Origin of the sequence: Cupriavidus sp. 2SB, assembly GCF_005503625.1 — a bacterium.
GTDB lineage: Bacteria > Pseudomonadota > Gammaproteobacteria > Burkholderiales > Burkholderiaceae > Cupriavidus.
Window position 1 is genome coordinate 24,617 of sequence record NZ_SCMX01000045.1, and the last position, 21,960, is coordinate 46,576.

At 64.0% G+C, this 21,960-nt stretch carries 19 protein-coding genes and 1 pseudogene; 11 read left to right on the forward strand and 9 right to left on the reverse strand.

The genetic code is table 11. The features are described from left to right. Nucleotides 1-28: 28 nt before the first annotated feature. Both FFS21_RS19975 and FFS21_RS19980 read right to left on the reverse strand, forming a co-directional pair. Nucleotides 29-682 carry an MliC family protein gene (locus FFS21_RS19975; protein ID WP_249359505.1) on the reverse strand — a complete coding sequence of 218 codons (654 nt, stop codon included), beginning with the start codon at nt 680-682 and terminating at the stop codon, nt 29-31. Nucleotides 683-703: 21 nt separating this feature from the next. After that, on the reverse strand, nt 704-1,090 hold the full coding sequence (locus FFS21_RS19980; protein WP_137926526.1) for a cupin domain-containing protein: 387 nt from the start codon (nt 1,088-1,090) through the stop codon (nt 704-706). Nucleotides 1,091-1,588: 498 nt separating this feature from the next. Here FFS21_RS19980 and FFS21_RS19985 point away from each other — a divergent pair, with 498 nt between their 5' ends. Then, complete coding sequence (locus FFS21_RS19985; RefSeq protein WP_502705187.1) at nt 1,589-3,793, forward strand: TonB-dependent receptor; 2,205 nt, start codon at nt 1,589-1,591, stop codon at nt 3,791-3,793. Nucleotides 3,794-3,838: 45 nt separating this feature from the next. Further along, nucleotides 3,839-4,522: a Fe2+-dependent dioxygenase gene (locus FFS21_RS19990; protein ID WP_137926528.1), complete on the forward strand. Its 684-nt coding sequence runs from the start codon at nt 3,839-3,841 to the stop codon at nt 4,520-4,522. 484 nt (nt 4,523-5,006) lie between these two features. On the opposite strand, the gene treF is transcribed toward FFS21_RS19990, so the two are convergent. The 3 genes from treF to FFS21_RS20005 form a co-directional block, all read right to left on the reverse strand. Further along, nucleotides 5,007-6,776, reverse strand: coding sequence for an alpha,alpha-trehalase TreF (gene treF / locus FFS21_RS19995; RefSeq protein WP_137926529.1), 1,770 nt, complete (start codon nt 6,774-6,776; stop codon nt 5,007-5,009). Nucleotides 6,777-6,852: 76 nt separating this feature from the next. Beyond that, a complete protein-coding gene (locus tag FFS21_RS20000) occupies nt 6,853-7,428 on the reverse strand; it encodes a shikimate kinase (RefSeq protein WP_237380585.1) in 576 nt (191 codons plus the stop codon). Nucleotides 7,429-7,620: 192 nt separating this feature from the next. Beyond that, nucleotides 7,621-8,562: a LysR substrate-binding domain-containing protein gene (locus FFS21_RS20005; RefSeq protein ID WP_137926530.1), complete on the reverse strand. Its 942-nt coding sequence runs from the start codon at nt 8,560-8,562 to the stop codon at nt 7,621-7,623. Between the two features lie 103 nt (nt 8,563-8,665). Here FFS21_RS20005 and pcaH point away from each other — a divergent pair, with 103 nt between their 5' ends. The 6 genes and pseudogenes from pcaH (at nt 8,666) to FFS21_RS20030 (ending at nt 15,973) form a co-directional block, all read left to right on the forward strand. Continuing rightward, nucleotides 8,666-9,379, forward strand: a complete 714-nt coding sequence (pcaH, locus tag FFS21_RS20010; protein ID WP_137926531.1) for a protocatechuate 3,4-dioxygenase subunit beta — start codon at nt 8,666-8,668, stop codon at nt 9,377-9,379. Between the two features lie 3 nt (nt 9,380-9,382). Next, nucleotides 9,383-9,949, forward strand: coding sequence for a protocatechuate 3,4-dioxygenase subunit alpha (gene pcaG / locus FFS21_RS20015; RefSeq protein WP_137926532.1), 567 nt, complete (start codon nt 9,383-9,385; stop codon nt 9,947-9,949). A 106-nt stretch (nt 9,950-10,055) separates the two neighbouring features. Beyond that, a pseudogene (locus FFS21_RS20020) lies at nt 10,056-11,429 on the forward strand (3-carboxy-cis,cis-muconate cycloisomerase); the annotation flags it as partial. An 81-nt stretch (nt 11,430-11,510) separates the two neighbouring features. After that, nucleotides 11,511-11,900: a 4-carboxymuconolactone decarboxylase gene (gene pcaC, locus FFS21_RS32535; RefSeq protein WP_171020453.1), complete on the forward strand. Its 390-nt coding sequence runs from the start codon at nt 11,511-11,513 to the stop codon at nt 11,898-11,900. 75 nt (nt 11,901-11,975) lie between these two features. Further along, nucleotides 11,976-13,163 carry a 4-hydroxybenzoate 3-monooxygenase gene (gene pobA, locus FFS21_RS20025; RefSeq protein ID WP_137926533.1) on the forward strand — a complete coding sequence of 396 codons (1,188 nt, stop codon included), beginning with the start codon at nt 11,976-11,978 and terminating at the stop codon, nt 13,161-13,163. Nucleotides 13,164-13,282: 119 nt separating this feature from the next. Then, nucleotides 13,283-15,973, forward strand: a complete 2,691-nt coding sequence (locus FFS21_RS20030; protein WP_137926534.1) for a tannase/feruloyl esterase family alpha/beta hydrolase — start codon at nt 13,283-13,285, stop codon at nt 15,971-15,973. A 64-nt stretch (nt 15,974-16,037) separates the two neighbouring features. Here the strand turns inward: FFS21_RS20030 and FFS21_RS20035 are convergent, their stop codons facing one another. Continuing rightward, nucleotides 16,038-16,988 carry a LysR family transcriptional regulator gene (locus tag FFS21_RS20035; RefSeq protein WP_137926535.1) on the reverse strand — a complete coding sequence of 317 codons (951 nt, stop codon included), beginning with the start codon at nt 16,986-16,988 and terminating at the stop codon, nt 16,038-16,040. 141 nt (nt 16,989-17,129) lie between these two features. Between FFS21_RS20035 and FFS21_RS20040 the strand changes: the two genes are divergently transcribed. Then, on the forward strand, nt 17,130-18,245 hold the full coding sequence (locus tag FFS21_RS20040) for a hypothetical protein (RefSeq protein WP_137926536.1): 1,116 nt from the start codon (nt 17,130-17,132) through the stop codon (nt 18,243-18,245). 98 nt (nt 18,246-18,343) lie between these two features. Then, nucleotides 18,344-19,330, forward strand: coding sequence for a Bug family tripartite tricarboxylate transporter substrate binding protein (locus tag FFS21_RS20045; protein WP_137926537.1), 987 nt, complete (start codon nt 18,344-18,346; stop codon nt 19,328-19,330). 223 nt (nt 19,331-19,553) lie between these two features. Here the strand turns inward: FFS21_RS20045 and FFS21_RS20050 are convergent, their stop codons facing one another. Then, nucleotides 19,554-19,793 carry a hypothetical protein gene (locus tag FFS21_RS20050; protein WP_137926538.1) on the reverse strand — a complete coding sequence of 80 codons (240 nt, stop codon included), beginning with the start codon at nt 19,791-19,793 and terminating at the stop codon, nt 19,554-19,556. 418 nt (nt 19,794-20,211) lie between these two features. On the opposite strand from FFS21_RS20050, the gene FFS21_RS20055 reads away from it, so the two are divergent. Continuing rightward, entirely contained in the window at nt 20,212-20,706 is a 495-nt protein-coding gene (locus FFS21_RS20055; RefSeq protein WP_137926539.1) for a BON domain-containing protein, read from the forward strand. Between the two features lie 123 nt (nt 20,707-20,829). Here FFS21_RS20055 and ku read toward each other — a convergent pair whose 3' ends face one another. Further along, nucleotides 20,830-21,801 (reverse strand): non-homologous end joining protein Ku, encoded by a 972-nt coding sequence (gene ku / locus FFS21_RS20060; RefSeq protein WP_137926540.1) that lies wholly within the window; start codon nt 21,799-21,801, stop codon nt 20,830-20,832. A gap of 12 nt (nt 21,802-21,813) precedes the next feature. Further along, nucleotides 21,814-21,957 carry a hypothetical protein gene (locus FFS21_RS32070; protein WP_171020451.1) on the reverse strand — a complete coding sequence of 48 codons (144 nt, stop codon included), beginning with the start codon at nt 21,955-21,957 and terminating at the stop codon, nt 21,814-21,816. Nucleotides 21,958-21,960 lie beyond the last annotated feature (3 nt).

Below are 21,960 nucleotides of genomic sequence, written 5' to 3' on the forward strand. Positions count from 1 at the left end.
GAGGGGAGCAAACCAAACGCGTCGCCGGCTACACTCCCGACATTTCCACCCGGCAACTCGTCTCCGGCTTGCCCGGTATCACCAGTTGCGCATCCGGTCCCTTGTCCCAGAACAGTGCGTCGCCATCCTTCAATGTGGCGGCATACCGCGCGCCAGACGCAGCGCGTGTTTGGGGCAGCACCAGTTGCTGGTCGAGCCAGCGCAGATACGCATAACCGGGATCGGTCTGTATAAACGTGCCGCTGATCACCGCGTCCAACCCTTCGCAGCGAATATTGAAGGGGCCGCGGCTGATGCCCTTGCCGTCCTGCCGACGCGCGCCGGCATAGCTGTGCCGCAACGTGTAGATCCGTTCCAGATACGTCGATACCGTACAGGCCCGTGCGTCGTCGGCGTTCGCGCAGGCATCGCGGCCCTTGATCCAGCCACGTTGCCCGGCGATCAGTTGCTTCTTCTGAGACTTCGGCAAGGACTGCGCATCGAGTGCAAGCCCATACAGCCGCGTGGTTTCGCGGTCGAGCCGGGCAAGGGTGTCGTCCTTGCAGATCAGTGTCTCGACCTCGCCCTGGGCCTTTCGGCAATCGAAAGACGGTGATGGGGTCGCGGCAGTGACCGGTGCAACAGGAACAAGCCAGGATGCGATAGCGGCGCCCAGCATGGCGAAGAACCTGTTCACGGACATGGCAGTCTCCTGCGGAGCGAACTACCCCGCGTTGCGGTCGATGACGACGAAATGTTTGCGCACGGGCTCGATCACCTCGAATACGCCTTCGAAGCCAGCGGGAATCACGCAGGCATCGCCCGGCCCGAACTCGCGGGCGTCGCCGTCGTGGCGGGTGATGCGCAGGCGGCCGCTGATCACATGGAAAAACTCTTCCTTGCCTGCGGGAAATGCAATCCGCCAGGCGCCCGGCTCGCACGCCCAGATCCCGCAATCGAAATCGCCTTGACTGGCGCTGTAGTGCGTCCACGTCGTTCGGTCGGGGTTGCCGTTCACGAGCCGGTCGGGGCGCGGGTTGTCATGAGCCGGTGCGGGATCGGCGCGGAAGTCGGTCAGGAAAGGGGCGGAGGCGAGCGTAACGGCAGACACGATGCGATCAGGGCAGCAGCAAGGTTGCAAAGTCGTAAGTGTAGTGGTCAGACACTTTCGAATCTGCCTGTTTTGGTGTCCTGTCACGCACGGGGCCGCGTTCGATGCCCCTTCGTCCCATACGTGTAATGCGGTCCCTGTCGCGTTCCGTACACGGTTTGTTACCGAACATTACAAGACGATTACAAACGGATGAATCAACGATCCCGAGCAGTTGCCGACAGAAGACATCTGATCGGTCAGATTGTGATGAAGGCGCCGCTACACATACGGATGATTATAAGAATGATTCGTATTTGAGGTTTTAGTGACGCCTCCATACAATCGCGCCCCGAGGAAAGCCGCGTTCAGCGCCCTCGGATGCCGATACGGCGATCAGTGATGACCACTGACGACGCGTGACGGTATCCACACAAGCAATCCACGGGGAAGAGAGTAATGAGCAAGTATTCGGAGGTGTTCCGGCCCAATGTGCTGGTGACGGCGCTCGCCGGCCCGATGGCCGCCATGGCCATGCATGGGGCTGCGGCCCAGGAAGCCAAGCCGGCCACCACGGCCAAGGCCAGCCCGGTTCAGCAACTGCAAGGCGTGACTGTGAAAGCTGCCCGTGAGGATGGCTACAAGGTCGACAGGGCCGAATCTCCGAAATTTACTGCACCGCTGCTCGACACGCCAAAGTCCGTGACGGTGGTGCCCGCCGAAGTGATCCAGCAATCGGGCTCGAACTCCCTGCAGGATGCACTGCGTACTACGCCGGGTATCACATTCGGCGCGGGCGAGGGCGGTAACCCGATTGGCGACCGTCCGTTCATTCGCGGCTTCGACTCCGGCAGCAGCATCTTCGTGGATGGTGTGCGCGACGCCGGTTCGCAAACGCGCGATACGTTCAACATCGAGAACATCGAGGTCATCAAGGGGCCGAGCTCGGCCTACGGCGGCAAGGGTTCGGTCGGTGGCCTGATCAACATCGTGACCAAGCTGCCGACGAAGGAGAACTTCGTGCAGGGTTCGTTCGGTATTGGCACCGATGCGTACAAGCGCGCCACGCTCGACGGCAACTACGTACTCAACGACAACACCGGCCTGCGCCTGAACGCGATGGCCCAGGATGCCAACACGCCGGGCCGCGAGGCGGTGGGCGGCCACTCGTGGGGCTTCGCGCCGTCGGTCACGTTCGGCCTGAACAGCCCGACCAAGCTCACGCTGTCGTACTACCACCTGCAGGGCCAGAACATGCCGGACTACAGCATCCCGTATGCGCGTCCGGCTGCGCAGTCGTCGAAGGCCAACCCGGCCGGCCCGGCCAACGTGAACCGCAACAACTTCTATGGTCTGGTCGATCGCGACTTCCAGCACACGCAGTCCGATATCGGCACGGCCATCTTCGAACACGCGTTCAGCGACAAGCTGACGTTCCGCAACACCACGCGCTGGGGCCGCAGCACCAACGACTACATCGTCACGAACCCCGACGACAGTCGTGGCAACGTGGCGCGTGGCTACGTCTATCGCAGCAGCAAGAATCGCGATTCGGGCACCGATTCGCTGATCAACCAGACCGATTTCATCGCCAAGTTCGATACCGGCAGCCTCAAGCACTCGATGCTGTTCGGCTTCGAGTTCAGTCGCGACGATACCGATAACACCCCGTACAACGTGGTGCCGGGCGGCGGTGCGGGCAACACCTGCAATGCGTCGCTGCTGGCCAGCGGGGACTGCACGAACCTGTACAACCCGAACCCGGGCGATGTCTGGACGGGCCGCGTCGGCAAGATGGGCTACACGCAGAAGACCAAGACCGATACGCGCGCGGTCTACCTGTTCGACACGGTGGAGATTACCAAGCAGTGGCTCGTGAACGGCGGCATCCGCTACGACAGCTACCGCACCACCTCCGCCACGCCGGCCTACATCAACCCGAACACCGGCGCATCGGTGGCGGCGGTGAACCTCGGCAACAACGCGAATTTCTTCAACTACCAGGCCGGCATCGTCTACAAGCCCGTGGACTTCGGCAGCATCTACGTGTCCTACGGCACGGCATCGACGCCACCGGGCACGTCCAACGGCGATGGCTCCGACAACCTCTCCGCGCAGATCCAGAACCTCGACCCCGAGCGCAGCCGCGCCTGGGAACTGGGTACCAAGTGGGATCTGCTTGGTCGCCGCCTCTCGTTGACGGGTGCCGTGTTCCAGATCGACAAGGACAACGCACGCGTGGCCGTCGATGCCAATACCACGCAAAACGTGGGCAAGCAGCAGGTGCGTGGTTTCGAACTGGGCTTTGCGGGTAGCGTCACCGAAAAGTGGAACCTGTTCGGCGGCTATACGTTCCTGGACAGCGAACTCAAGAACAACGGCCCCGTCGCGGCGAATGCCGCCAACAACGGCAACCAGTTCCCGAACACGCCGAAGAACAGCTTCAGCCTCTGGTCGACCTACCAGGTCCTTCCGGCCCTGACCGTGGGCGGCGGCGCCTACTACGTCAGCCAGGTCTACGGCAACGCGGCCAACTCGCTGTACGTGCCGTCGTACTGGCGCTTCGATGCCATGGCCGCGTATCGCGTGAACAAGAACCTGACGCTGCAGCTGAACGTCCAGAACCTGCTGAACAAGACGTACTACACCAAGGCATTCGCCGCCCACTATGCCGCATTGGGCGCGGGCCGCTTTGGTATGCTGACGGCCAACTTCCGCTTCTAAGTCGACATACCCCGGGGTTACTCCCGGGGTTCTGGTTTTCCCATCATGATGCTGCACATTCCGGACGTCCTGTCCAAAGCCCAGGTTGCCGACTGCCGCGCGCTGATGGACGCCGCGGACTGGACGGATGGCAACCTCACCTCGGGCCACCAGTCCGCGCTGGCCAAGCGCAACCTGCAGTTGCCAGAGTCCTCGCCCGTGGCACAGCAACTGGGCGGGTTCATTCAGGACGCGCTCGCCAACAGTGCGCTGTTCTTCTCCGCCGCGCTGCCACTCAAGGTCTTTCCGCCGTTGTTCAACCGGTACGAAGGCGGCCAGACATTCGGCCAGCACGTGGACAACGCCATCCGCTACCTGGGCGGCACGGATTTCCGCATCCGCAGCGATCTCTCCGCCACGTTGTTTCTCACTGAACCCGAGGAATACGACGGCGGCGAACTGGTGATCGAAGACACCTTCGGACCCCAACGCGTGAAGCTGCCCGCCGGCCACATGGTGTTGTACCCGGCCACCAGCGTTCACCACGTCACGCCAGTCACGCGCGGCGCGCGGGTATCGTCCTTCTTCTGGATCCAGAGCATGGTGCGCGACGATGGCCAACGCGCACTGCTGTTCGACCTCGACAATCGACTGCGCCAGGTTGCGGACACCATCGGGCAGGACCACGAGTCCGTGATTGGATTGACGGGCGTTTATCACAACCTGCTACGGCGTTGGGCGGACGCGTAGGGCGGGGAAGCTCATGGCGGGTGCCGCAATCTGCTGAACTAGCGATCTGCAGAGTCTCGACCACGCGTGCGTCGACGCTCAAGACGTTGCGCCCGTAGTGACGTTGCATCGCCTGGAGCCAGTCTTCGAGCACCTTGCACTGTGGACGGTCGTCATGCGATTTTGAGGATCGTCTCATAGGCGGGTGGCCCGGAACCTACTGCACAAAACCCTTCGCCTAAAAGAAATACCCCGACGCGCGGGATCGTCGGGGCAGTAAGAGTTGCCAAGTCGTTTGGGGTCGTGTCGAGTGACCCTGCGGCAAGTGTGACGTTGCCAGCGCCGAGCGCCAATAACTCACATGAGGTATTGGCGTATGTGCGGTGCCGCACGAATCATGCGCCGCGCAGCGTGAGCATTCCGAACAAAAGAATCGGGTTCCAAACGCGAGGCGTTGGCAGGGGCGCGAGGGCTTGATGCATCGTACGAGGTCGCGCCATGACGCTTAGTCGGCAGTCTCCGGCCTGCCCGCCTGGCTATGTCGAGCCGGATGCTCCGGATAACACGCCAGTAGCGCGCTGACCACGCCGTTGGTCCATCCGAATCCATCCTGCAGCGGGTATTCGCCACCACTGCCGCCTTCGGCGCTATGCGGATGGCGTCGCACCAACCGGTACTTTTCCACCAGCTTGTACTCGCGCGTGTAGAGGTTCGACACCGTGCAGAGCCATCGATGAGCGATGTCGTCGGCCAGCGCGCCGTAGCCATAGCGGCGCAGTCCGGCGATGGCGATCCACTGCAGCGGTGCCCAACCATTGGGCCGGTCCCACTGCTCGGCCGAGCGCACTTCCGTGGTGGCCAGTCCGCCGTCTTCGAGCAATCGCGCCGGGATCATCGCGGCCATGCGAGCGGCCTGTTCCGTGCTGGCGAGTCCCACGAACAGCGGCATCAGCGTGGCCGCGGTCAGGTGTGGCCGTATGGCGTGGCAATGCCAGTCGAAATCGAGAAACGCGCCGGAACCTTCGTCCCACATGAAATCGTTCATCGCCTGCTGTCGGTGCGATGCTGCGTCGCGATAGCGTGTCGCTTCGTCTGGCGTGCCGGCCATGTCGCAAAGTTCCGCCAGGCGGCATTCCGCGTGCCAGAGCAGCGCGTTCAGATCCACGGGCAGGATGGCCGTGGTGCGGATGGTGGCGAGATCGGGGGTGTCCTGCAAGGCCACGGGTTCGCACCAGCGCGAACTGAAATCCCAGCCCGATTCGGCGGCTGCACGCAGGTCGCGAAACACCAGGTGGGCGGGCCTGCCGCTGCGCCGCGCGGTTTCCACATCCTCCAGATAGGCCTCCTCGCGCGGATGGGCGCGGTCGTCCCAATAACGGTTGAGCCATGTGCCATCGGGCAGGCACACCACGCGCCGGTGGGCACAGCCGGGCTGCAGATGCGTGCTGCCGTCCATCCAGAACGCGTGTTCGCGTTTTAGTTGGGGCAGGTAGCGCAGGGCGGTTTCGGCGCCTTCTTCCAGGTCATCGATCAACTGGATCATCAGCGAGAACACCGGCGGCTGCGAACGGCTCAGGTAGTAGGACCGCGTACCGTTTGGCACATGCCCATACGTGTCGAGCAGATAGGCGAAGTTATCGGCCATCGGGCGGAGCAGGTCGTGTCGCCCACTGGCGGACAGGCCCAGCATCGTGAAGTACGAATCCCAGTAATAGAGTTCGCGGAAGCGGCCACCGGGCACGACATAAGGACCGGGCAGCGGCAGCAGCGAACACATCGGCGGATGTTCGGTTGGCTCGCGTGTCAGCACCGGCCAGAGGTCGTCGATGTGCTGGCGCAGCGAGTGCTCGGGGTGCGACACGTAATGGGAATCCGGCACGGTCTCGCGCTCGAAGTGCGCACCGACGAAGGCTTCCAGCGAAAAATCCGGCGTATCGCGCTGGGCACGATAGCGCGCGAGGATGGCTTCCGGCGCATCCAGCGGCACGCAATCGGGAAACGTCTTGCTGTCCGCGAACAGGCCACTGGCCTGCACATCGACGAACAATTCTTCATAGCGCTCAGCGGGCGACAGCGCATCGCATGCCGCGCAGCCCGGCAGCACGGACGGATCGGGGCACGGCAGGTGGGTGATCGACGGGGCGTGCGCGTGGCAATGAGAGGGATGGCCGCCCGATGGCGCCGGCCGGGTTTGCTGCGCCGCCGCATCGACGCCTGCATTCGGTTGGGCCGGTTCAGTTCGCGGGCTGGCGTGCGGCACGGATGCAGCGCGCATGGCGTCACTCTCCACGGTTGTCATCCACGGTCAGAGCCGGGTGCCGGCTGCAAAGTTCAACGTTTCCGCCTGCCGGCTAGTCGCTGGGCGCTGCGTCGTGCGCGGTGCCGCAGTCCACAAAGCCAAGCTGGGCCAGCACGCTGGCGGCGGCCTGCGCCACGCTGCCGCTGTGCGCGGGCATGATGACGTGGGCGGTTTCCCGATAGAGCGGGTCGCGCTCCATGAACATGGATTCGAGCCGGGCGCGCGGGTTTTCCACCTGCAGCAGCGGACGATTGCGGTTGCGCCGCGTGCGTCGCCACAACTCCTGCACCGTGGCATCGAGATACACCACATGGCCGCGCGTGCGCAACATGTCGCGGTTTTCGGCCCGCAGCACGGCGCCACCGCCGGTGGCCAGCACGATGCCGCTGCGTTGGGTCAGGTCATCCAAAACGCGCGTTTCACGACGCCGGAAGCCTTCTTCGCCTTCGAGCTCGAAAATCGTGGCAATGCGCACGCCGCAGCGGGCTTCAATCTCATGGTCGGTGTCGAAGAACGGACGGCCGAGCAAATGCGCAACCGTCCGGCCAATGGTCGTCTTGCCGGCGCCCATGAAGCCGATCAGGAAGAGATTGCCTGCGAGGTTGTCCGAAGGGTTGCTCGAAGCCATGGAAGCGATGTGCTGGTCAAAGAGAGTGCGCCGCAACGTGACTGCCAGTCCTGCGCAACGGTAGCACGTCCTTTGCACGATTTGTTGTCGCGGGAGGAGGGCGAACCGAGCGCGTCGTAAATGACATCACCCGTCGCTATGCGCTCCCCTCTCCCATGCCAGTGGGAGAGGGGAGAAAAAACAGAGCCGGGATCAGTCAGGCTGGCGCGCAGCGATGGTCCGGATGGTGTCGACGAACGCTTCCGCCACCGGTTCGAGCGTGCGGTCGCTCCGGCGCAGCAGGCCGATGGGTTCCTCGGTGCCGGGCGTGGCGATGGGCAGCAACGTCATGTCACCATCGGCCACCGCCAGCCGCGTGGCAGACAACGGCGCGGCCCAGACGCTGTCGCTGCGCAGCGTGACGAGCTGGCTCAGGTAGGCATCGGCGGTTTCCAGGCAACCCTCCGGCAGCGTCAGCCCATGCCGCGCGAGCAGGCTTTCGGTGCTGTGGCGTGGAATGGAACCCATGGCGGGCACCACCATCGGATGCGCCAGCACATCGTGCATCGTGGGGCGCGCGTGCGTAACCAGCGGATGTCCGGCGCGCACGGCCAGCACCAGCGGCTCGCCGGCCAGCGATTCAAACCATAGCCCTTCCATGGCGGCAGGATCGTCCAGGCGGCCGATCACCACATCGAGCACATCGGCCTTGAGCAAGTCGATCAGCGTGCGGTTCATGCCGGTCTGCACGGCGAGCGCCACGTCCGCGTGGCTGCTGCGGAAGCGGGTAACGGCGTCGATCAGCAGCGCTGGCACGATACTCGGCAGCGCGCCCACGCGGATGCGTTCGTGACGCAACGCATCGCCGGACAAGCTCTGCGCTGCCGCATCCAGATCTTCGAGAATCCGCAAGGCATGGCGCAGGAAGCGCATGCCGGCCGCCGTGAGATCGGTGCCGGCACGCTGGCGCACCAGCAGTCGCGTGCCAACCAGTTCCTCCAGCTCGGTCAGTGTCTTGGACACGGCGGGCTGCGTCAGACCCAGCCGTTCACCTGCACGGCCAAGGTGCTGCGCCTGCGCCACCGCGACAAAGCAATGCAGATGCCGCAGACGGATACGGCTGAGAAAGGCATCGGGCGGCGGCGAGGTTTTCATAATTAAAATTCATGCTAATTACTCAAAAACTCAATTTACATGAATTCCTGCGTTGCTTACAGTCTTCGTCCAACGCCCCCACATCCACCTCACGGAGACAGCGATGCCCCCTCGCTCCGATCGTCCGGCCCAGTACCGCAAGCCCTACTGGGACACCCAACCCGAATACCTGTATCCGCCCTATGGATCGACACAACTGCGCGCGCCGGCCCAGCCGCTGATCGGCTTGCCGCAGTCGCTGTCCGAAGTGACCGGTCCCACGTTCGGCCCGGAATTCGTGCGTGAAGGGGATAACGACCTCACCGTTGGCAATGGCGGTGAACCGATTGGCGAGCGCATGCTCGTCACCGGCCGCGTGCTCGACGAGAACGGCCGCCCCGTGCCTAACGCGCTGATCGAGATCTGGCAGGCCAATGCGTCCGGACGCTATACGCACAAGCGCGACCAGCACGACGCACCGCTCGATCCCCATTTCTCGGGCGAGGGCCGCACCATCACCGATGCGCACGGTAACTACCAGTTCAAGACGATCAAGCCAGGTGCGTATCCCTGGCGCAATCACCACAATGCCTGGCGGCCCCAGCACATCCACTTCTCGCTGTTCGGCAATGCGTATGCCACGCGGCTCGTGACGCAGATGTATTTCCCGGGCGATCCGCTGCTCGCGTTCGATCCGATCTTCCAGTGCGTGCCCGACGAGAAAGCGCGCAACCGTCTGGTTGCCACGTTCGACTGGGAGACCACCGCGCCCGAGTACGCCCTGGGCTACCGTTTCGATATCGTGCTGCGTGGCCGCGATGCCACGCCGATGGAGTAAGCCATGCTGTACGCCACCGCATCCCAGACCGTGGGACCGTATCTTCATATCGGCCTGACGGGGCTCAACTGCGCGGACCTGACCGCCGATGCGCCAGAGCTTGCCACGCAGCGCATCGTGATCGAAGGCCACGTGACCGATGGCCGGGGCGATCCCGTGCCTGACGGCATGATCGAGATCTGGCAGGCCAATCCGGCGGGCCGTTATCGCCACGTTGACGATACGCGAGAGATACCGCTTGTTGCTGGCTTTACCGGGTTTGGCCGCGTGCCGACGGGTCCCGATGGCGAGTTCCGGTTCGTCACCGTGAAGCCGGGCGCCGTGCCCGGTATCGATGGGCGCCCGCAGGCACCGCACATCATGGTGTCGGTCTTTACGCGCGGACTGGTCAAGCATGTCGCCACACGCCTGTATTTCTCCGACGAGGTCGAGGCCAATAACGCGGACGCAGTCCTTTCGCTCGTGCCAGCAGCGCGGCGCAACACGCTGGTTGCCGAGGGAGATGCCGGTCACTACCGCTGGAACGTGGTGCTGCAGGGCGCGGGCGAGACGGTGTTTTTCGACATCTGACGAGGGATCGCCCGAAGATACCCGCAGCGCAATATCCCTCACAATCGGCGCACCGCCCTGATGCCACGACACGCCACGACACGCCACGACACGCCACGACACGACGATGCCCACGTACTCCCGCCTGACCGATCCGATGTTTGGCAGTCCCGCCGTACTCGCGGCGTTTTCCGATGCAGGCACGGTGCGCGCCATGCTCGATACCGAGGCCGCACTCGCGCGCGCCGAAGCGTGTTGCGGCGTGATTCCGCAGCAGGCGGCGCAGGCGATTGCAGAGGTCTGCGCCGCCGATCCCATCGATGCGGATCAGCTCGCGATCGACGCGGTGGCGGCTGGCAACCTCGCCATCCCGTTCGTGAAGCAACTGACGGCGGCCGTGGCGCAGCGCGATGCCGATGCCGCGCGTTACGTCCACTGGGGTGCCACAAGTCAGGACATCATCGATACCGCGCTGGTCCTTCAACTGATGCAGGCACTGCACGCGCTAGACAACGACCTGTCGACGCTTGGCGATGCCTGCGCGGATCTGGCCGCCGCGCATCGCGCCACACCGATGGTGGGACGCACCTGGCTGCAGCATGCACTGCCGATGACGTTCGGACTCAAAGCAGCAGGATGGCTCGACGCGCTGCGACGCGACCGCGATCGGCTCGATGCATCACGCCAGCAGGCACGCGTGCTGCAATTTGGCGGCGCGGCGGGCACGCTGGCCAGCCTCGGCGATGATGCGCCCGCCGTGGCTGCGCAATTCGCGCAAGCCTTGCAACTCGAATTGCCGACGCTGCCATGGCATGCGCATCGCGATCGTCTGGTCGAAGTTGCCAGTACGCTCGGCATGCTGACCGGCACACTGGGCAAGATGGCGCGCGACATCTCGCTGATGATGCAAACCGAGATCGCGGAAGTCAGCGAGCCCGCCGCGCCGGGTCGCGGCGGCTCCAGCACCATGCCGCACAAGCGCAATCCGGTGGGTTGCGCGGCGGTGCTGACCGCTGCCGTGCGCGTGCCGCCACTGGTGGCCACGATGCTGGCGGGCATGACGCAGGAGCACGAGCGCGCGCTGGGCGGCTGGCAGGCCGAGTGGGACACGCTGCCGCAGATCGTGGCGCTGGCCGCAGGCGCGTTGCGACAGATGGGCGAGGTCGTGAGCGGCCTGCAGGTGGATGCGGCACGCATGCGCGCCAATCTCGATATCACGCGTGGCCTGATTCTTGGCGAGGCCGCCATGCTCGAACTTGGCCGACATATCGGACGGCTTGCCGCACACCATGTGGTGGAGCGTGCTTCGCGTCGCGCGGTGGATGAGGGCAGCACGCTGCGTGATGCGCTGGCCAGGACGCTCGCGGAAGATCCGAAACACGCCGGTCTGCTCGATGACGCCACGCTGGATCGTCTTGCAGACCCTGCGCATTACGCGGGGCAGTCGATGCGGTTTGCCGATGCGGCAGTCAAGGCGTGGCGCAATGGACGTGGACATCGCACGGCGTCGGTCGCATCGCACATCGAACCATCATCTTCCGGCAGCGCGCCGCACGCGGAAGCGGCGCCAACGCAAGCGCCCATTCGCGACGACAAGGCGCGCTACGCAGCGGGCCTCGCGGTGCGCCGCGACGTATTGGGCAGCGCGCACGTGGATCGCTCGCTCCAACGGCTCACCCCGCTGACCGAGGAATTCCAGAACCTGATCACGCGCTACGCATGGGGCGAGATATGGACGCGTCCCGGCCTGCCGCGCCATACGCGCAGCCTGATCACGATTGCGATGATGGTGGCGCTGAATCGTTCCGAGGAACTGAAGCTGCATCTGCGTGCGGCGGCCAACAACGGCGTGACACGCGACGAGATCAAGGAAGTGCTGCTGCAAACGGGCATCTATTGCGGCGTGCCCGCTGCGAATTCGGCTTTCCATCTGGCGCAGGAAATTCTCGGTGACGAGGGCGGGACGCGCTGACCCACGGGCAGTACCACGTAGCCTCGCCGACATAGAGCGGGGCGCGCACCATAACAACAAGACAGGAGACACGCCATGGCCCCCCATGGAACCCATGCCACGCGCGTAGCAATTGTCGGCGCCGGCCCCGCCGGCCTGTTGCTCGGCCAGTTGCTGACTGTCGCGGGCATCGACAACCTCATCATCGAGCAACGCAGTGCAGACTACGTGCTGGGCCGCATCCGCGCCGGCATTCTCGAATGTACGACCGTGGAAGCACTGGAGCGCGCAGGCGTGGCCGCGCGGTTGCAAGAAGAGGGACTGAAGCACCACGGCATCGAACTTTCGTTCAACGGCACGCGGCACCGCATCGATTTTCATGCGCTGATCGGCCGCGATGTCACGGTGTACGGCCAGACCGAAGTCACGCGCGATCTCATGGCCGCGCGCCAGGCGTCTGGCATGCCCATCGTGTACGAGGCCGAATCCGTGTCGCTGCACGATTTCGATGGCAGCCGGCCGAGCGTGCAATATCGCAAAGACGGCGTCACGCATACCGTGCCATGCGAATTCATCGCCGGTTGCGATGGTTTCCACGGTGTCAGCCGTGCGAGCGTGCCCGCACCTGCGAAGCAGATTTTCGAACGCGTCTATCCATTCGGTTGGCTCGGCGTGCTCTCCGATACCCCGCCCGTTGCGGACGAACTGATCTACGCCAGCCATCCGGACGGCTTCGCGCTGTGCAGCATGCGTTCGATGACGCGCAGCCGCTACTACGTGCAGGTGCCCTCCACCGAGCAGGCCGCGAACTGGTCCGACGAACGATTCTGGGGCACGCTGCGCAGCCGCCTCGATCCCGAAGCCGCAGACGCACTGATCACCGGACCCAGCATCGAGAAAAGCATCGCACCGCTACGCAGCTTCGTCTGCGAGCCGATGCGATACGGCCGGCTGTTCCTCGCCGGAGACGCCGCGCACATCGTGCCACCCACCGGCGCCAAAGGACTGAACCTCGCCGCCAGCGACGTGCTGTATCTCGCCGATGGATTGATCGCGCACTATCAGCAAGGCGATGCGCACGGCCTCGACCAGTATTCGGAGACATGCCTGCGCCGCATCTGGAAGGCCGAACGCTTCTCGTGGTGGATGACGTCACTGCTGCATAGCTTTCCTGACGCCGACGTCTTTGCGCGCCGCATCCAGCAAGCCGAACTCGATTACCTCGTGGGTTCCGAAGCGGCGTGCCGATCGCTTGCGGAGAACTATGTGGGATTGCCGCGATGAGGCATATTTCATAAGTATGAATACCGCATCCGGCATATATTTTACGTAGCCCCAACGCGGTGCTACCGTCTCGCTCCAGCACGCCGGCAAAAGTATCGGCTGCACTGGAGGAGACGAACATGACAACCCAAATTCCTGGGCGGCGGCAGCCATGGCTGCTGGCCGCGATATGTGCCGCTACGCTGGCATTGACGGCATGCGGTGGTGGCGACGACGCGCCGGCTGCATCGAATAGTGGCAGCGGCAACAACGGCGCAGGGCAGGGCGACACAGGTAGCGGCACGCCGACGCCGGACAAGCCTGCACTGAGCGCACTCGATGCGTGCAATGCGCTGAACGGCGTCAGTATCGCGGCGTCGAGCCTTGCGCTGGCCACGGGCGGCGCCACGGTCACGGGTGCGACGCTGATTGCGGAGAACGCCAGCGGCAATGCGCTGGGCGAGTACTGCCAGGTGCGCGGCGCGATTGCGCCGGTGGACCCGGCATCGCCGAACATCAATTTCGCGGTCAACTTGCCGACGCAGTGGAATGGCAAGGGCATCCAGTTCGGCGGCGGCGGATTCGACGGCACGCTGATCGACGGCACCGAGACTGTGCGCTTTGCCTTGCCCGATGATCCCGCGCCGCTGGCACGTGGGTATGCAACCTGGGGCGACGATTCCGGCCACCAGAGCACGAGCATCACCGATGGCCGCTTTGCCACCAACGACGAGGCCCTGACCAACTACGGTGGCGACACGCTCAAGAAGACCCATGATGTGGCCATCGCGCTGATTACGCAGCGCTATGGCAAGGCGCTTACCAAGGCTTACTTCCTGGGGACCTCAACGGGCGGGCGCGATGCATTGAGCTATATCCAGCGCTGGCCGGCGGACTACGATGGGGTGATCGCCAACGAGCCCGCACTCAATTACACCGGTACACGGCTGTCCAACGTGGCACTGGGTCGCGCGCTCTATCTGAACGGTGGCACGGGCTGGCTCAATATCAACAAGACCTTGCTCGTGCAGAAGGCCGCCATGGACGCCTGCGATACGCTCGATGGTGTGGCCGATCGCGTGGTGAGCAACGTGGAAGGCTGTCGCGTAGGTGCGCTGCAGGTACTGCAAAGCCTGCGCTGCGCGGGTGGCACTGATACCGGCGATACCTGTCTCTCCGATGCGCAGATCGCCACCGTCAAGACCATCGAGCAGCCGCTGCAGTTGAACTATCCGCTGGCCAATGGCGTGACGGTGGCGGGCGGCTACAACATTCTGGAAGGGGCGCTGGTGGCGGGACCGTTCACGTCGCGAGACCTCGGCACGCGTCCCGTGCCGGGCAATCCCGCAACCACTGCCGATGCGAACATGTACCTCACTGGCGACCAGTGGGTGAAGTACTTCGTCACGCGCAATGCCACGTTCGATGCGCTGACATTCGATCCAGCCAGCCCCGGTAGCTGGACCTCGCGGGTGCAGACCGTGTCGGCACTGACCGACGCGACCAATCCCGATCTCTCCGCGTTTCTCGGTAAAGGTGGACGCCTGATCCTGCTGCATGGCCTGGCCGATGAAGTGATCAGTCCCAATTCGACGATTGCCTGGTACAAGGCCGTGATCGGTCGCGTGGGACAGACGGCGGTCGATCAAGGTATCCGCTTCTATACGGTGCCGGGCATGGGCCATGGCACGGGCAGCTTCCTGCCGGCGTGGAACTCGCTGACTGCGCTGGAGAACTGGGTCGAACTGGGCGCTGCACCGGGCACGCGCACAGTGATGGATACGAATGCAGGCACCTATGGACGTACGCGTCCGCTGTGCCTGTATCCATCGTGGCCGAAGTACAAGGGCACGGGCAGTGCCGATGCAGCGGTCAACTACACGTGCGAAGGCGCGTCCGGCATCGTGCAGTCATGCCTGAACATGCCTTCGACGCCCACGACGTGGAAGGGCGGCAATACCGATGGCGAGGAACTGTCGGTGCGCATCGATCCGGTGACGCTGCAATACACGGTGACCATCGACGCCAGCCTGCAGCGCGCGGCAAACACGGCGATCACGGGGCAGCTCGTGTCACAGGGTGGCTGTACCTATGGCAGCGACGAGAACGGCGCGCAGTTCACGCTGGGCGGCGGCGGATTGCTGTCGGCGGGTGTGCGGGCCGCATCGGGCGCCACGTTCCGTCCGTTGATCGCATTCCAGAACGTATCCGCCGACTACACGGCGGTGGCGGATATCTATAACGTGAACGGCATCCAGACGGCGGTTGCCAATGGTGCGGTGTCCACGGTCAACGCTTCGGCTCGGCTGCGTTCCTCGGCGGCCACGTGGCAAACGTGCGCAGCCAACGCGACCGGCGGATACATCGTCTACGACGCCAACTGCACGAACACGACGAAGGGCTACATCGTGTGGAATGCCACGCGGCAGGCGTTCGACTACTTTGTGGGCGGCACCATCGCGGCAGCTAACGGCGTGTTGAGCGGGTCGCTGATCAGCGGCATCGTCAATGGTACGCCGGTGCCTCTGATCCTCACGCGCTCGACCACGGCCTACGGCATGAACGTGTATGCGAAGCAGGCGGCGTCGGGATTGCTGGCCGGAGCGGCCGATGGTGCGTATCGCGTACAGGCCACCGATGGGGCGCAGGTCGCGGCGGATCTGTCGGGAACAACCATCGTGCGCAACGGTGTGTCGGGCACGCTGACCTACAACACGCCGGTGCCGGGCGTGATCGGGGCCACAGGTGGCGTGGTTGCGTCATATCTGTATGGCAGCGGCTTGCTGACAGGCACGTCCACCGGAAAACTGGAGTTTGGTGTGCTGCATTGAGTGATGCATGGCAAAGGAAGGGCAGGGCGCATATGGCTCCCTGCCCTTCATTTTTTTCGAAGCATCAAAGCTCTGGCGGTTCTGCTTTCTTGCGATGACGTGTGGCGATGCGATGGGTCAGTGTCACAAGCGCGGCCAGTGCCGCGTTGTCATGATGCTCGCGATAGCCCAGCGTCAGCGGCGCGCGCAAGCGATCGGCTTCGACCATGCGGCAGTACGCCACGCCATGGCGATTCAGTCCTGCCATCGACGCGGGCACGACGCTGACCCCCGCGCCAGCCGCCACGAGATTCAGGTTCGTCAGCATGCGACTCACTTCCGCGCCGATGCGTGGCGTAAAGCCCAGCGCTTCGCATTCCCGCAGCAGATCGCCATACATGCCGGGTGCGCCAGGACGGCGAACCAGGATGAACGGGTCTGCCGCCAGTTCGCTGAGCGATACCGGGTCTGCAGCACCCTCGCCACGCAGCGCACGTCGGCGCAGCAACGGATGATCGAGCGGCAGCGCAATCACCATCTCTTCCTCGAGCAACAGATCGAAGCGCACGCCTTCCGGATGCGATACCGGCGCACGCAGCAATGCGGCGTCCAGCGAACCATCGGCCAGTCGCTCGATGGCTTCGGCGGCATTGCATTCGGTCAGCGTCAGCGCGACGCGCGGAAACTGACGGCGGCACGCGCGCAGGACTTCCGGCGTGAGCTTGTGCGCGGCAGCGGAACTCGTAAAGCCGATCGACAGCGACCCTTCGTCGCCACGCGCCATGCGCTGCATGCGGGCGCGCATCTGCTCGATCCGCGCGAAGAGATCGGTTGCATCGGCATGTAGCGCGGTGCCGGCTGGGGTCAATGCTACGCCGCGCGGCTGACGATCGAACAGGGTCACGCCCAGTTCGATCTCCAGCGCTTTCAGTTGCTGCGATAGCGGCGGTTGCTGAATGCCAAGCTGTTCGGCGGCGCGCGTGACCGAACCCGTCTCGGCCACGGCGAGGAAATAGCGCAGGTGTCTCAACTCCATCGCGGTATATCCGTGAAATATGGAAATCGTGTCATGCATATATTTTACGAACGGACGCCACGCGCCTATATTGGCGTTTTGCCGGATGGCGGGCGCCGCCATCGCGCGCAGGATGCGTGAACAGAACATCAAGGAGACGCCATGCCATCCCACGTCCGCCTCGCTGCGGTAGCCATCGCCATCAGTACCATCGCTGCGTTATCCGGTTGCGCTACGTCGCCGTCGCCAACGGTCGATGGTCCCGCGATGGCCAGCAAGGCTTCCAAACCGTCATGGCAGCGCGTACACCTGGGGGCGGGCGCGGGTTATGACTTCCCGGTCTACGCCAATCATCGGCTCGACGGCGATCTGAGCCGGATTCGCGAGGTGATACTGGTGCAGCACGGGCTGCAGCGCAATGGCGACGACTACTACGCAGCCGGTGCGGAACTGCTGAAAACCAGCGGCCGCAACGCCGACGAGGTGCTGCTGATCGCGCCGAATTTTCCGGGCACGCCCGATACCGCGAAGCACTTCGACAACATGCCGGTCTGGACCGTGCAGGGGTGGATCGGCGGGGAAGATGCGGTGTCGGGTCCGGGCAAGGGCACCAGTTCGCTGCAGGTGCTCGACGATCTGCTGGCCTTTGTGACCGACCGCAAGCGCGTGCCGCTGGTGAAAAAGGTGACGGTGGCCGGCCACTCGGGCGGCGCGCAGATCGTGCATCGCTATGCGGTGCTCAATAACGTGGATGAAAAAGTGCGCGGTACGGGCATCGACCTGCGCTACGTGGTGGCCAATCCATCGTCGTACCTCTACTTCACGCCGGATCGGCCGGTGGCGCCGGACTACAAACGCTTTGCGCCCTACAGCACGGCGGTCTGTGCCGACTATGACAAGTACCGCTACGGCATGGGCGACATGGTGGCGTACGCAAAGGGTGCCGATGGCATGACGCTGTATCGGCGCTACATGCAGCGGCAGGTGACGTACATGGCGGGCAGCGAGGACAATGACCCGAACCATCGCGTGCTCGACAAGGCGTGCGGCGCCGAGGCCGAAGGACCAACCCGACTGCAGCGCGCACGCGCCTACTGGCGCTACGAGAAGTTCCTGGCAGGCGCGGCACCGATTACCGCGCACAAGACATTCGAAGTGGTGGGCGTGGGGCACGACCAGGCGCGCATGTTCGGTTCGCAATGCGGTGCGCAGGCGGTGTTCGACACGAATCCGTCCGCAAATTCGGCTGGAGCCACCTGCCGACCGCCGCAGCCGTAGCAGGGCGCAAGACATAGGGCAGGTGGGTTTGTCCGCACGGCGGGCGCGGGCGGCTGGTGCTACGATGCGGCCAGCCTTTCGATTCGCGTCCCCGCCTCATGTTCGTGCTTTCCCGCAGGCGCGTGACCGCAGCGCTGCTGTCGCTGCCGTTTGCACGCCCCTGGCATCCGAGTCTTGCCGCTGATGTCATGCACCTGCTTGTCGGCTATGCCGCAGGCGGCGGGGCCGACCACATCGCGCGCATCGTCGCGGATGGACTCACTGGCGATGGTGCACCAACGATCGTCGACAACCGGCCCGGTGCCGCCGGACAGATCGCCATGCACGAAGCGGCCCGCGCCGACGCCACACGCGAAACGCTGCTGCTCGGCACGGTAGGCTCGGTGAGCATCGCGCCATTGCTGCCCGGTGCATCCGATGCGATGGTCGCATCGCTGCATCCGCTGGCCATCGTCGCCAGCACACCCCACGTATTGCTGATGGCCGGCGACGGCACCCGTTCGCGCGCGGAAGACCGTCGCGCAGCCCTCGCTTTCCAACTCGACGAAGCCCGCCGCCGCCCCGGCGAAATCGCCTATGCATCGTTGGGCGTGCATTCCAGCGCGCACCTCGTGGCCGAACAGATGTGTCGCGAGGCCGGCGTCACGATGTCGCACGTTCCGTATCCCGGCAGCGCCCGCGCATTGATCGACCTGCAAGGCGGGCACGTGGCGCTGCTGTTCAGTACGTTGCAAGCATCGCTCCCCCTGATGCGTCAGGGTCGCGTCCGCGCACTCGCCGTCACCGGCCGCACGCGCAGCCCGCTGGCACCCTCTGTCCCCACCTTCGCCGAGTCCGGCATGCAAAGCATGTGGCAGGACGCGTGGTACGGCTTACTGGCCGCACCCACGGTATCGTCCGCGCGCCGCGCCACGCTTGAACTCCGACTCGCCCGCTTGCTGAAAACATCGTCGCTGCGCCAACGCCTGTCACAGGATGGCGCTGAACCGCTTGGCCTCACTGGCGCGGGAGCTGTGACCTACCTGACGCAACAGCGCGAGGTCTGGCGGAAGACGATTGCTGCGGTGTCAGGACGATTGGTTTGAGGGCGTGAACGCCTCCTCGCTTTCTTGAAAATCCTCCCACAGTAGGGGGCATGACCCCCATCGGCAGGGTGCCCCCCAAAACCAAGACGCCGAAGCATCCTCTCAGATGCTCCGGCGCAGGATCTCGCTTCAAGGATCCCCGTCTTGACCTAAGGCGGGGTGTGACAACCGTGGAGATGTCACTGCGAGATCCGGAAAGCGATGGCTTGAAGCCGCTATCGCGTTACTGCTGGCGATTCTTGTCCTGCTGGCCCTGTTGCCCTTGCTTCTGGCCTGCGTCCTGTTGGGGCTGGCCGGAGCGCTTGTCCTGATTTCCCATCTGGCCGCCGCCTTGCTGGCGTTGCTGGTCCTGGCCGCCTTGCTGTCCACCTTGGCCGGATTGCTGTTGTTCCTGCTGCTTCTGGCCTTGCTGTCCCGACTGTTGGCCCGGTTGGCCCGACTGGCTACCTTGCTGCTGTCCCATTGCTTTCTCCGGAAGATCGCGGCGAGGCTGCCGCGATGGTATTCAGCAATCGGCATGCCATCTGACAAAGTGCGACGGATGCCATCTGTCGGACATACAGGTAGCGGATACGAGACACCGCCTTTCCCGCTTTTACAAGCCATGCATGGTTTTCACACAATGCGCGTGCGAGCGCTCCGCAGGCGGCGCCAGCACCGCTTCGCGCACAGCATCGCAACTTTGATGGGCCAAGGGTTTGCGGCCGATGGCGCCAGATGTGGAACGGGATTTGCAGAACAGTGGGCAGGATGGTCAGTAACGCTATCGGGTCCACGGCTTCATACAGTGTGATGTGAGGAAGGACGCGGCGCCCGGTGACTGATCTTGTTTCACAGACCTTGATTCATTGCGATTCAAACGCTAACAAGGAGATATCACCATGAAAAACGCACCGACCACTCGCACTGTTCGTATCGCTTCGATCTTGCTGGCTACCGCTGCCGCATTTGCTGCGGGCGGCGCGCATGCGCTCGATAACGGCGGCTTCATGAAGGTGGCCGACTCCACCGGCAACACCACGGCCACGCAGACGCCTGCGTACACAGGTGCTGCTACGCCGGGCCGTATCGACGGCGACAAGGAGAAGATGCCCGCTGCAACCACTGGCGCGAAGATGGAAAACAAGGTGGAGAACGGCGCGGACAATGCGAAGCAGGTCGTGACGGACAGCGCGCTGACCACGAAGATCAAGTCGAAGCTGCTGGCCACGAAGGATCTGAAGTCGACGGGCATTCACGTCAAGACGAAGGATCGCGTGGTGAATCTCACGGGCTCGGTGCCGACGAAGGCCGAGCATGAACTCGCGCTGGACGCCGTGCGTTCGGTGGAAGGCGTGGATTCCGTGAAGGATCACCTCAAGGTGTCGTCGCGCTAAGGAGCTGACGTAGCAGACGTACCTGAACGATTGATGATGCGCGGCGGCTCAGGCCGCCCTGCGCTGAGCCGCGACTCTCCCACGTGTCGCGGCTCTTTTTCTTTGGGGCGGCGCAGGCTGGAATCAGGCCGCTTTCTTTCGCGTCGCGGTCTTCGCTGTCTTTGATTTCTTCGCTGTCGCGGTTTTTTTCCTGGCACCAGGTTTCGCGGTCTCCTTCGTCGCTGCTCCCTTCGTCGCCGCTTTCTTCGTTGCTGCTTTCTTCGCCACAGCCTTCCGCGCCGATTTCCTTGCGGGTGCCTTGTCGCGTTGCCCAATGCTCTGCTTGAGCAGCGCCATCATGTCGATGACCTTGGCGCCCTTGGACGGCGTCGGCGTGTCGTCGCCAGCCGGTGTCAGCAGGTGGGTCTTGCCGGCCTTGATCTTGGCGTGGATGACTGCGAGCAAGTCTTCGCGATAGGTGTCGTGGAACTGTTCCGGCTTCCAGTCTTCGCTCATGTCTTCCACGAGCTTGGTGGCCATCTGCACTTCGCGCGCGCTCGCCGCGTGTTTCCTGGCGGCGGGCAATTTCAGGTCCTCGATGGGGAGCACCTCGTCGGCGAACCGCATTGTGTTCAGCACCAGTGCCTTGCCTAGCGGCAACAGTGCCGCCAGATGCTGCCGGTTGCGCAGCACAACGAGCGCTATGGCCGCGCGGCCGGTCTTGCGCATGGTCTCGTGCAGGAGCGCATAGCCGCGCTCGCCGCGCTTGTCGGGTTCGAGATAGTAGGGCGTCTCGAAGTAGTAGGGCGGGATCGCGCCGGCATCGACGAACGACACGATATCCACCGTTTGCGTGGCCTCGACATTGGCCTGGCGGAAATCCTCGTCACTGAGCACGACGTATTCATCCTTCTCGTACGCGTAGCCTTTGACGATCTGCGTGTTCTCGATGACCTTGCCGGTGTGCTTGTTGATGCGCTGATAGCCCACGGGCGCCATGTCGCGCTTGTCGAGCATGTCGAGGTCGAGCGTATTCGAGCGGGATGCGGCCTTCAGTGAGACGGGGATGTTGACCAGCCCGAAGCTGATGGCCCCTTTCCAGATCACGCGTGACACGTTGCGCTCCGGCTATGCGCGCTGCGGCGGGGGTGGCGGCATGTCCCCTGGAGGCGGATCGTTGATGGGCTCCGGCGTGGTATCGGGTGGCTCGGGTGGCGGGGTTTCGGGCTTGGGCGGCACGATGTCGGGTTCGGGCGTGATATGCATGCGCATGGG

Excerpts from the sequence above, each read along its gene's own strand:
- FFS21_RS19990 (WP_137926528.1), top strand. The coding sequence starts at position 3,839 with ATGATGCTGCACATTCCGGACGTCCTGTCCAAAGCCCAGGTTGCCGAC.
- pobA (WP_137926533.1), top strand. The coding sequence starts at position 11,976 with ATGGCCCCCCATGGAACCCATGCCACGCGCGTAGCAATTGTCGGCGCC.
- pcaG (WP_137926532.1), top strand. The coding sequence starts at position 9,383 with ATGCTGTACGCCACCGCATCCCAGACCGTGGGACCGTATCTTCATATC.
- FFS21_RS32070 (WP_171020451.1), bottom strand. The coding sequence starts at position 21,957 with ATGCGCATGCATATCACGCCCGAACCCGACATCGTGCCGCCCAAGCCC.
- pcaH (WP_137926531.1), top strand. The coding sequence starts at position 8,666 with ATGCCCCCTCGCTCCGATCGTCCGGCCCAGTACCGCAAGCCCTACTGG.
- treF (WP_137926529.1), bottom strand. The coding sequence starts at position 6,776 with ATGCGCGCTGCATCCGTGCCGCACGCCAGCCCGCGAACTGAACCGGCC.
- FFS21_RS20000 (WP_237380585.1), bottom strand. The coding sequence starts at position 7,428 with ATGGCTTCGAGCAACCCTTCGGACAACCTCGCAGGCAATCTCTTCCTG.
- FFS21_RS19985 (WP_502705187.1), top strand. The coding sequence starts at position 1,589 with ATGGCCGCCATGGCCATGCATGGGGCTGCGGCCCAGGAAGCCAAGCCG.
- FFS21_RS20040 (WP_137926536.1), top strand. The coding sequence starts at position 17,130 with ATGCCATCCCACGTCCGCCTCGCTGCGGTAGCCATCGCCATCAGTACC.
- FFS21_RS19975 (WP_249359505.1), bottom strand. The coding sequence starts at position 682 with ATGTCCGTGAACAGGTTCTTCGCCATGCTGGGCGCCGCTATCGCATCC.
- FFS21_RS20045 (WP_137926537.1), top strand. The coding sequence starts at position 18,344 with ATGTTCGTGCTTTCCCGCAGGCGCGTGACCGCAGCGCTGCTGTCGCTG.
- FFS21_RS20050 (WP_137926538.1), bottom strand. The coding sequence starts at position 19,793 with ATGGGACAGCAGCAAGGTAGCCAGTCGGGCCAACCGGGCCAACAGTCG.
- FFS21_RS20035 (WP_137926535.1), bottom strand. The coding sequence starts at position 16,988 with ATGGAGTTGAGACACCTGCGCTATTTCCTCGCCGTGGCCGAGACGGGT.
- FFS21_RS20030 (WP_137926534.1), top strand. The coding sequence starts at position 13,283 with ATGACAACCCAAATTCCTGGGCGGCGGCAGCCATGGCTGCTGGCCGCG.
- FFS21_RS20005 (WP_137926530.1), bottom strand. The coding sequence starts at position 8,562 with ATGAAAACCTCGCCGCCGCCCGATGCCTTTCTCAGCCGTATCCGTCTG.
- FFS21_RS20055 (WP_137926539.1), top strand. The coding sequence starts at position 20,212 with ATGAAAAACGCACCGACCACTCGCACTGTTCGTATCGCTTCGATCTTG.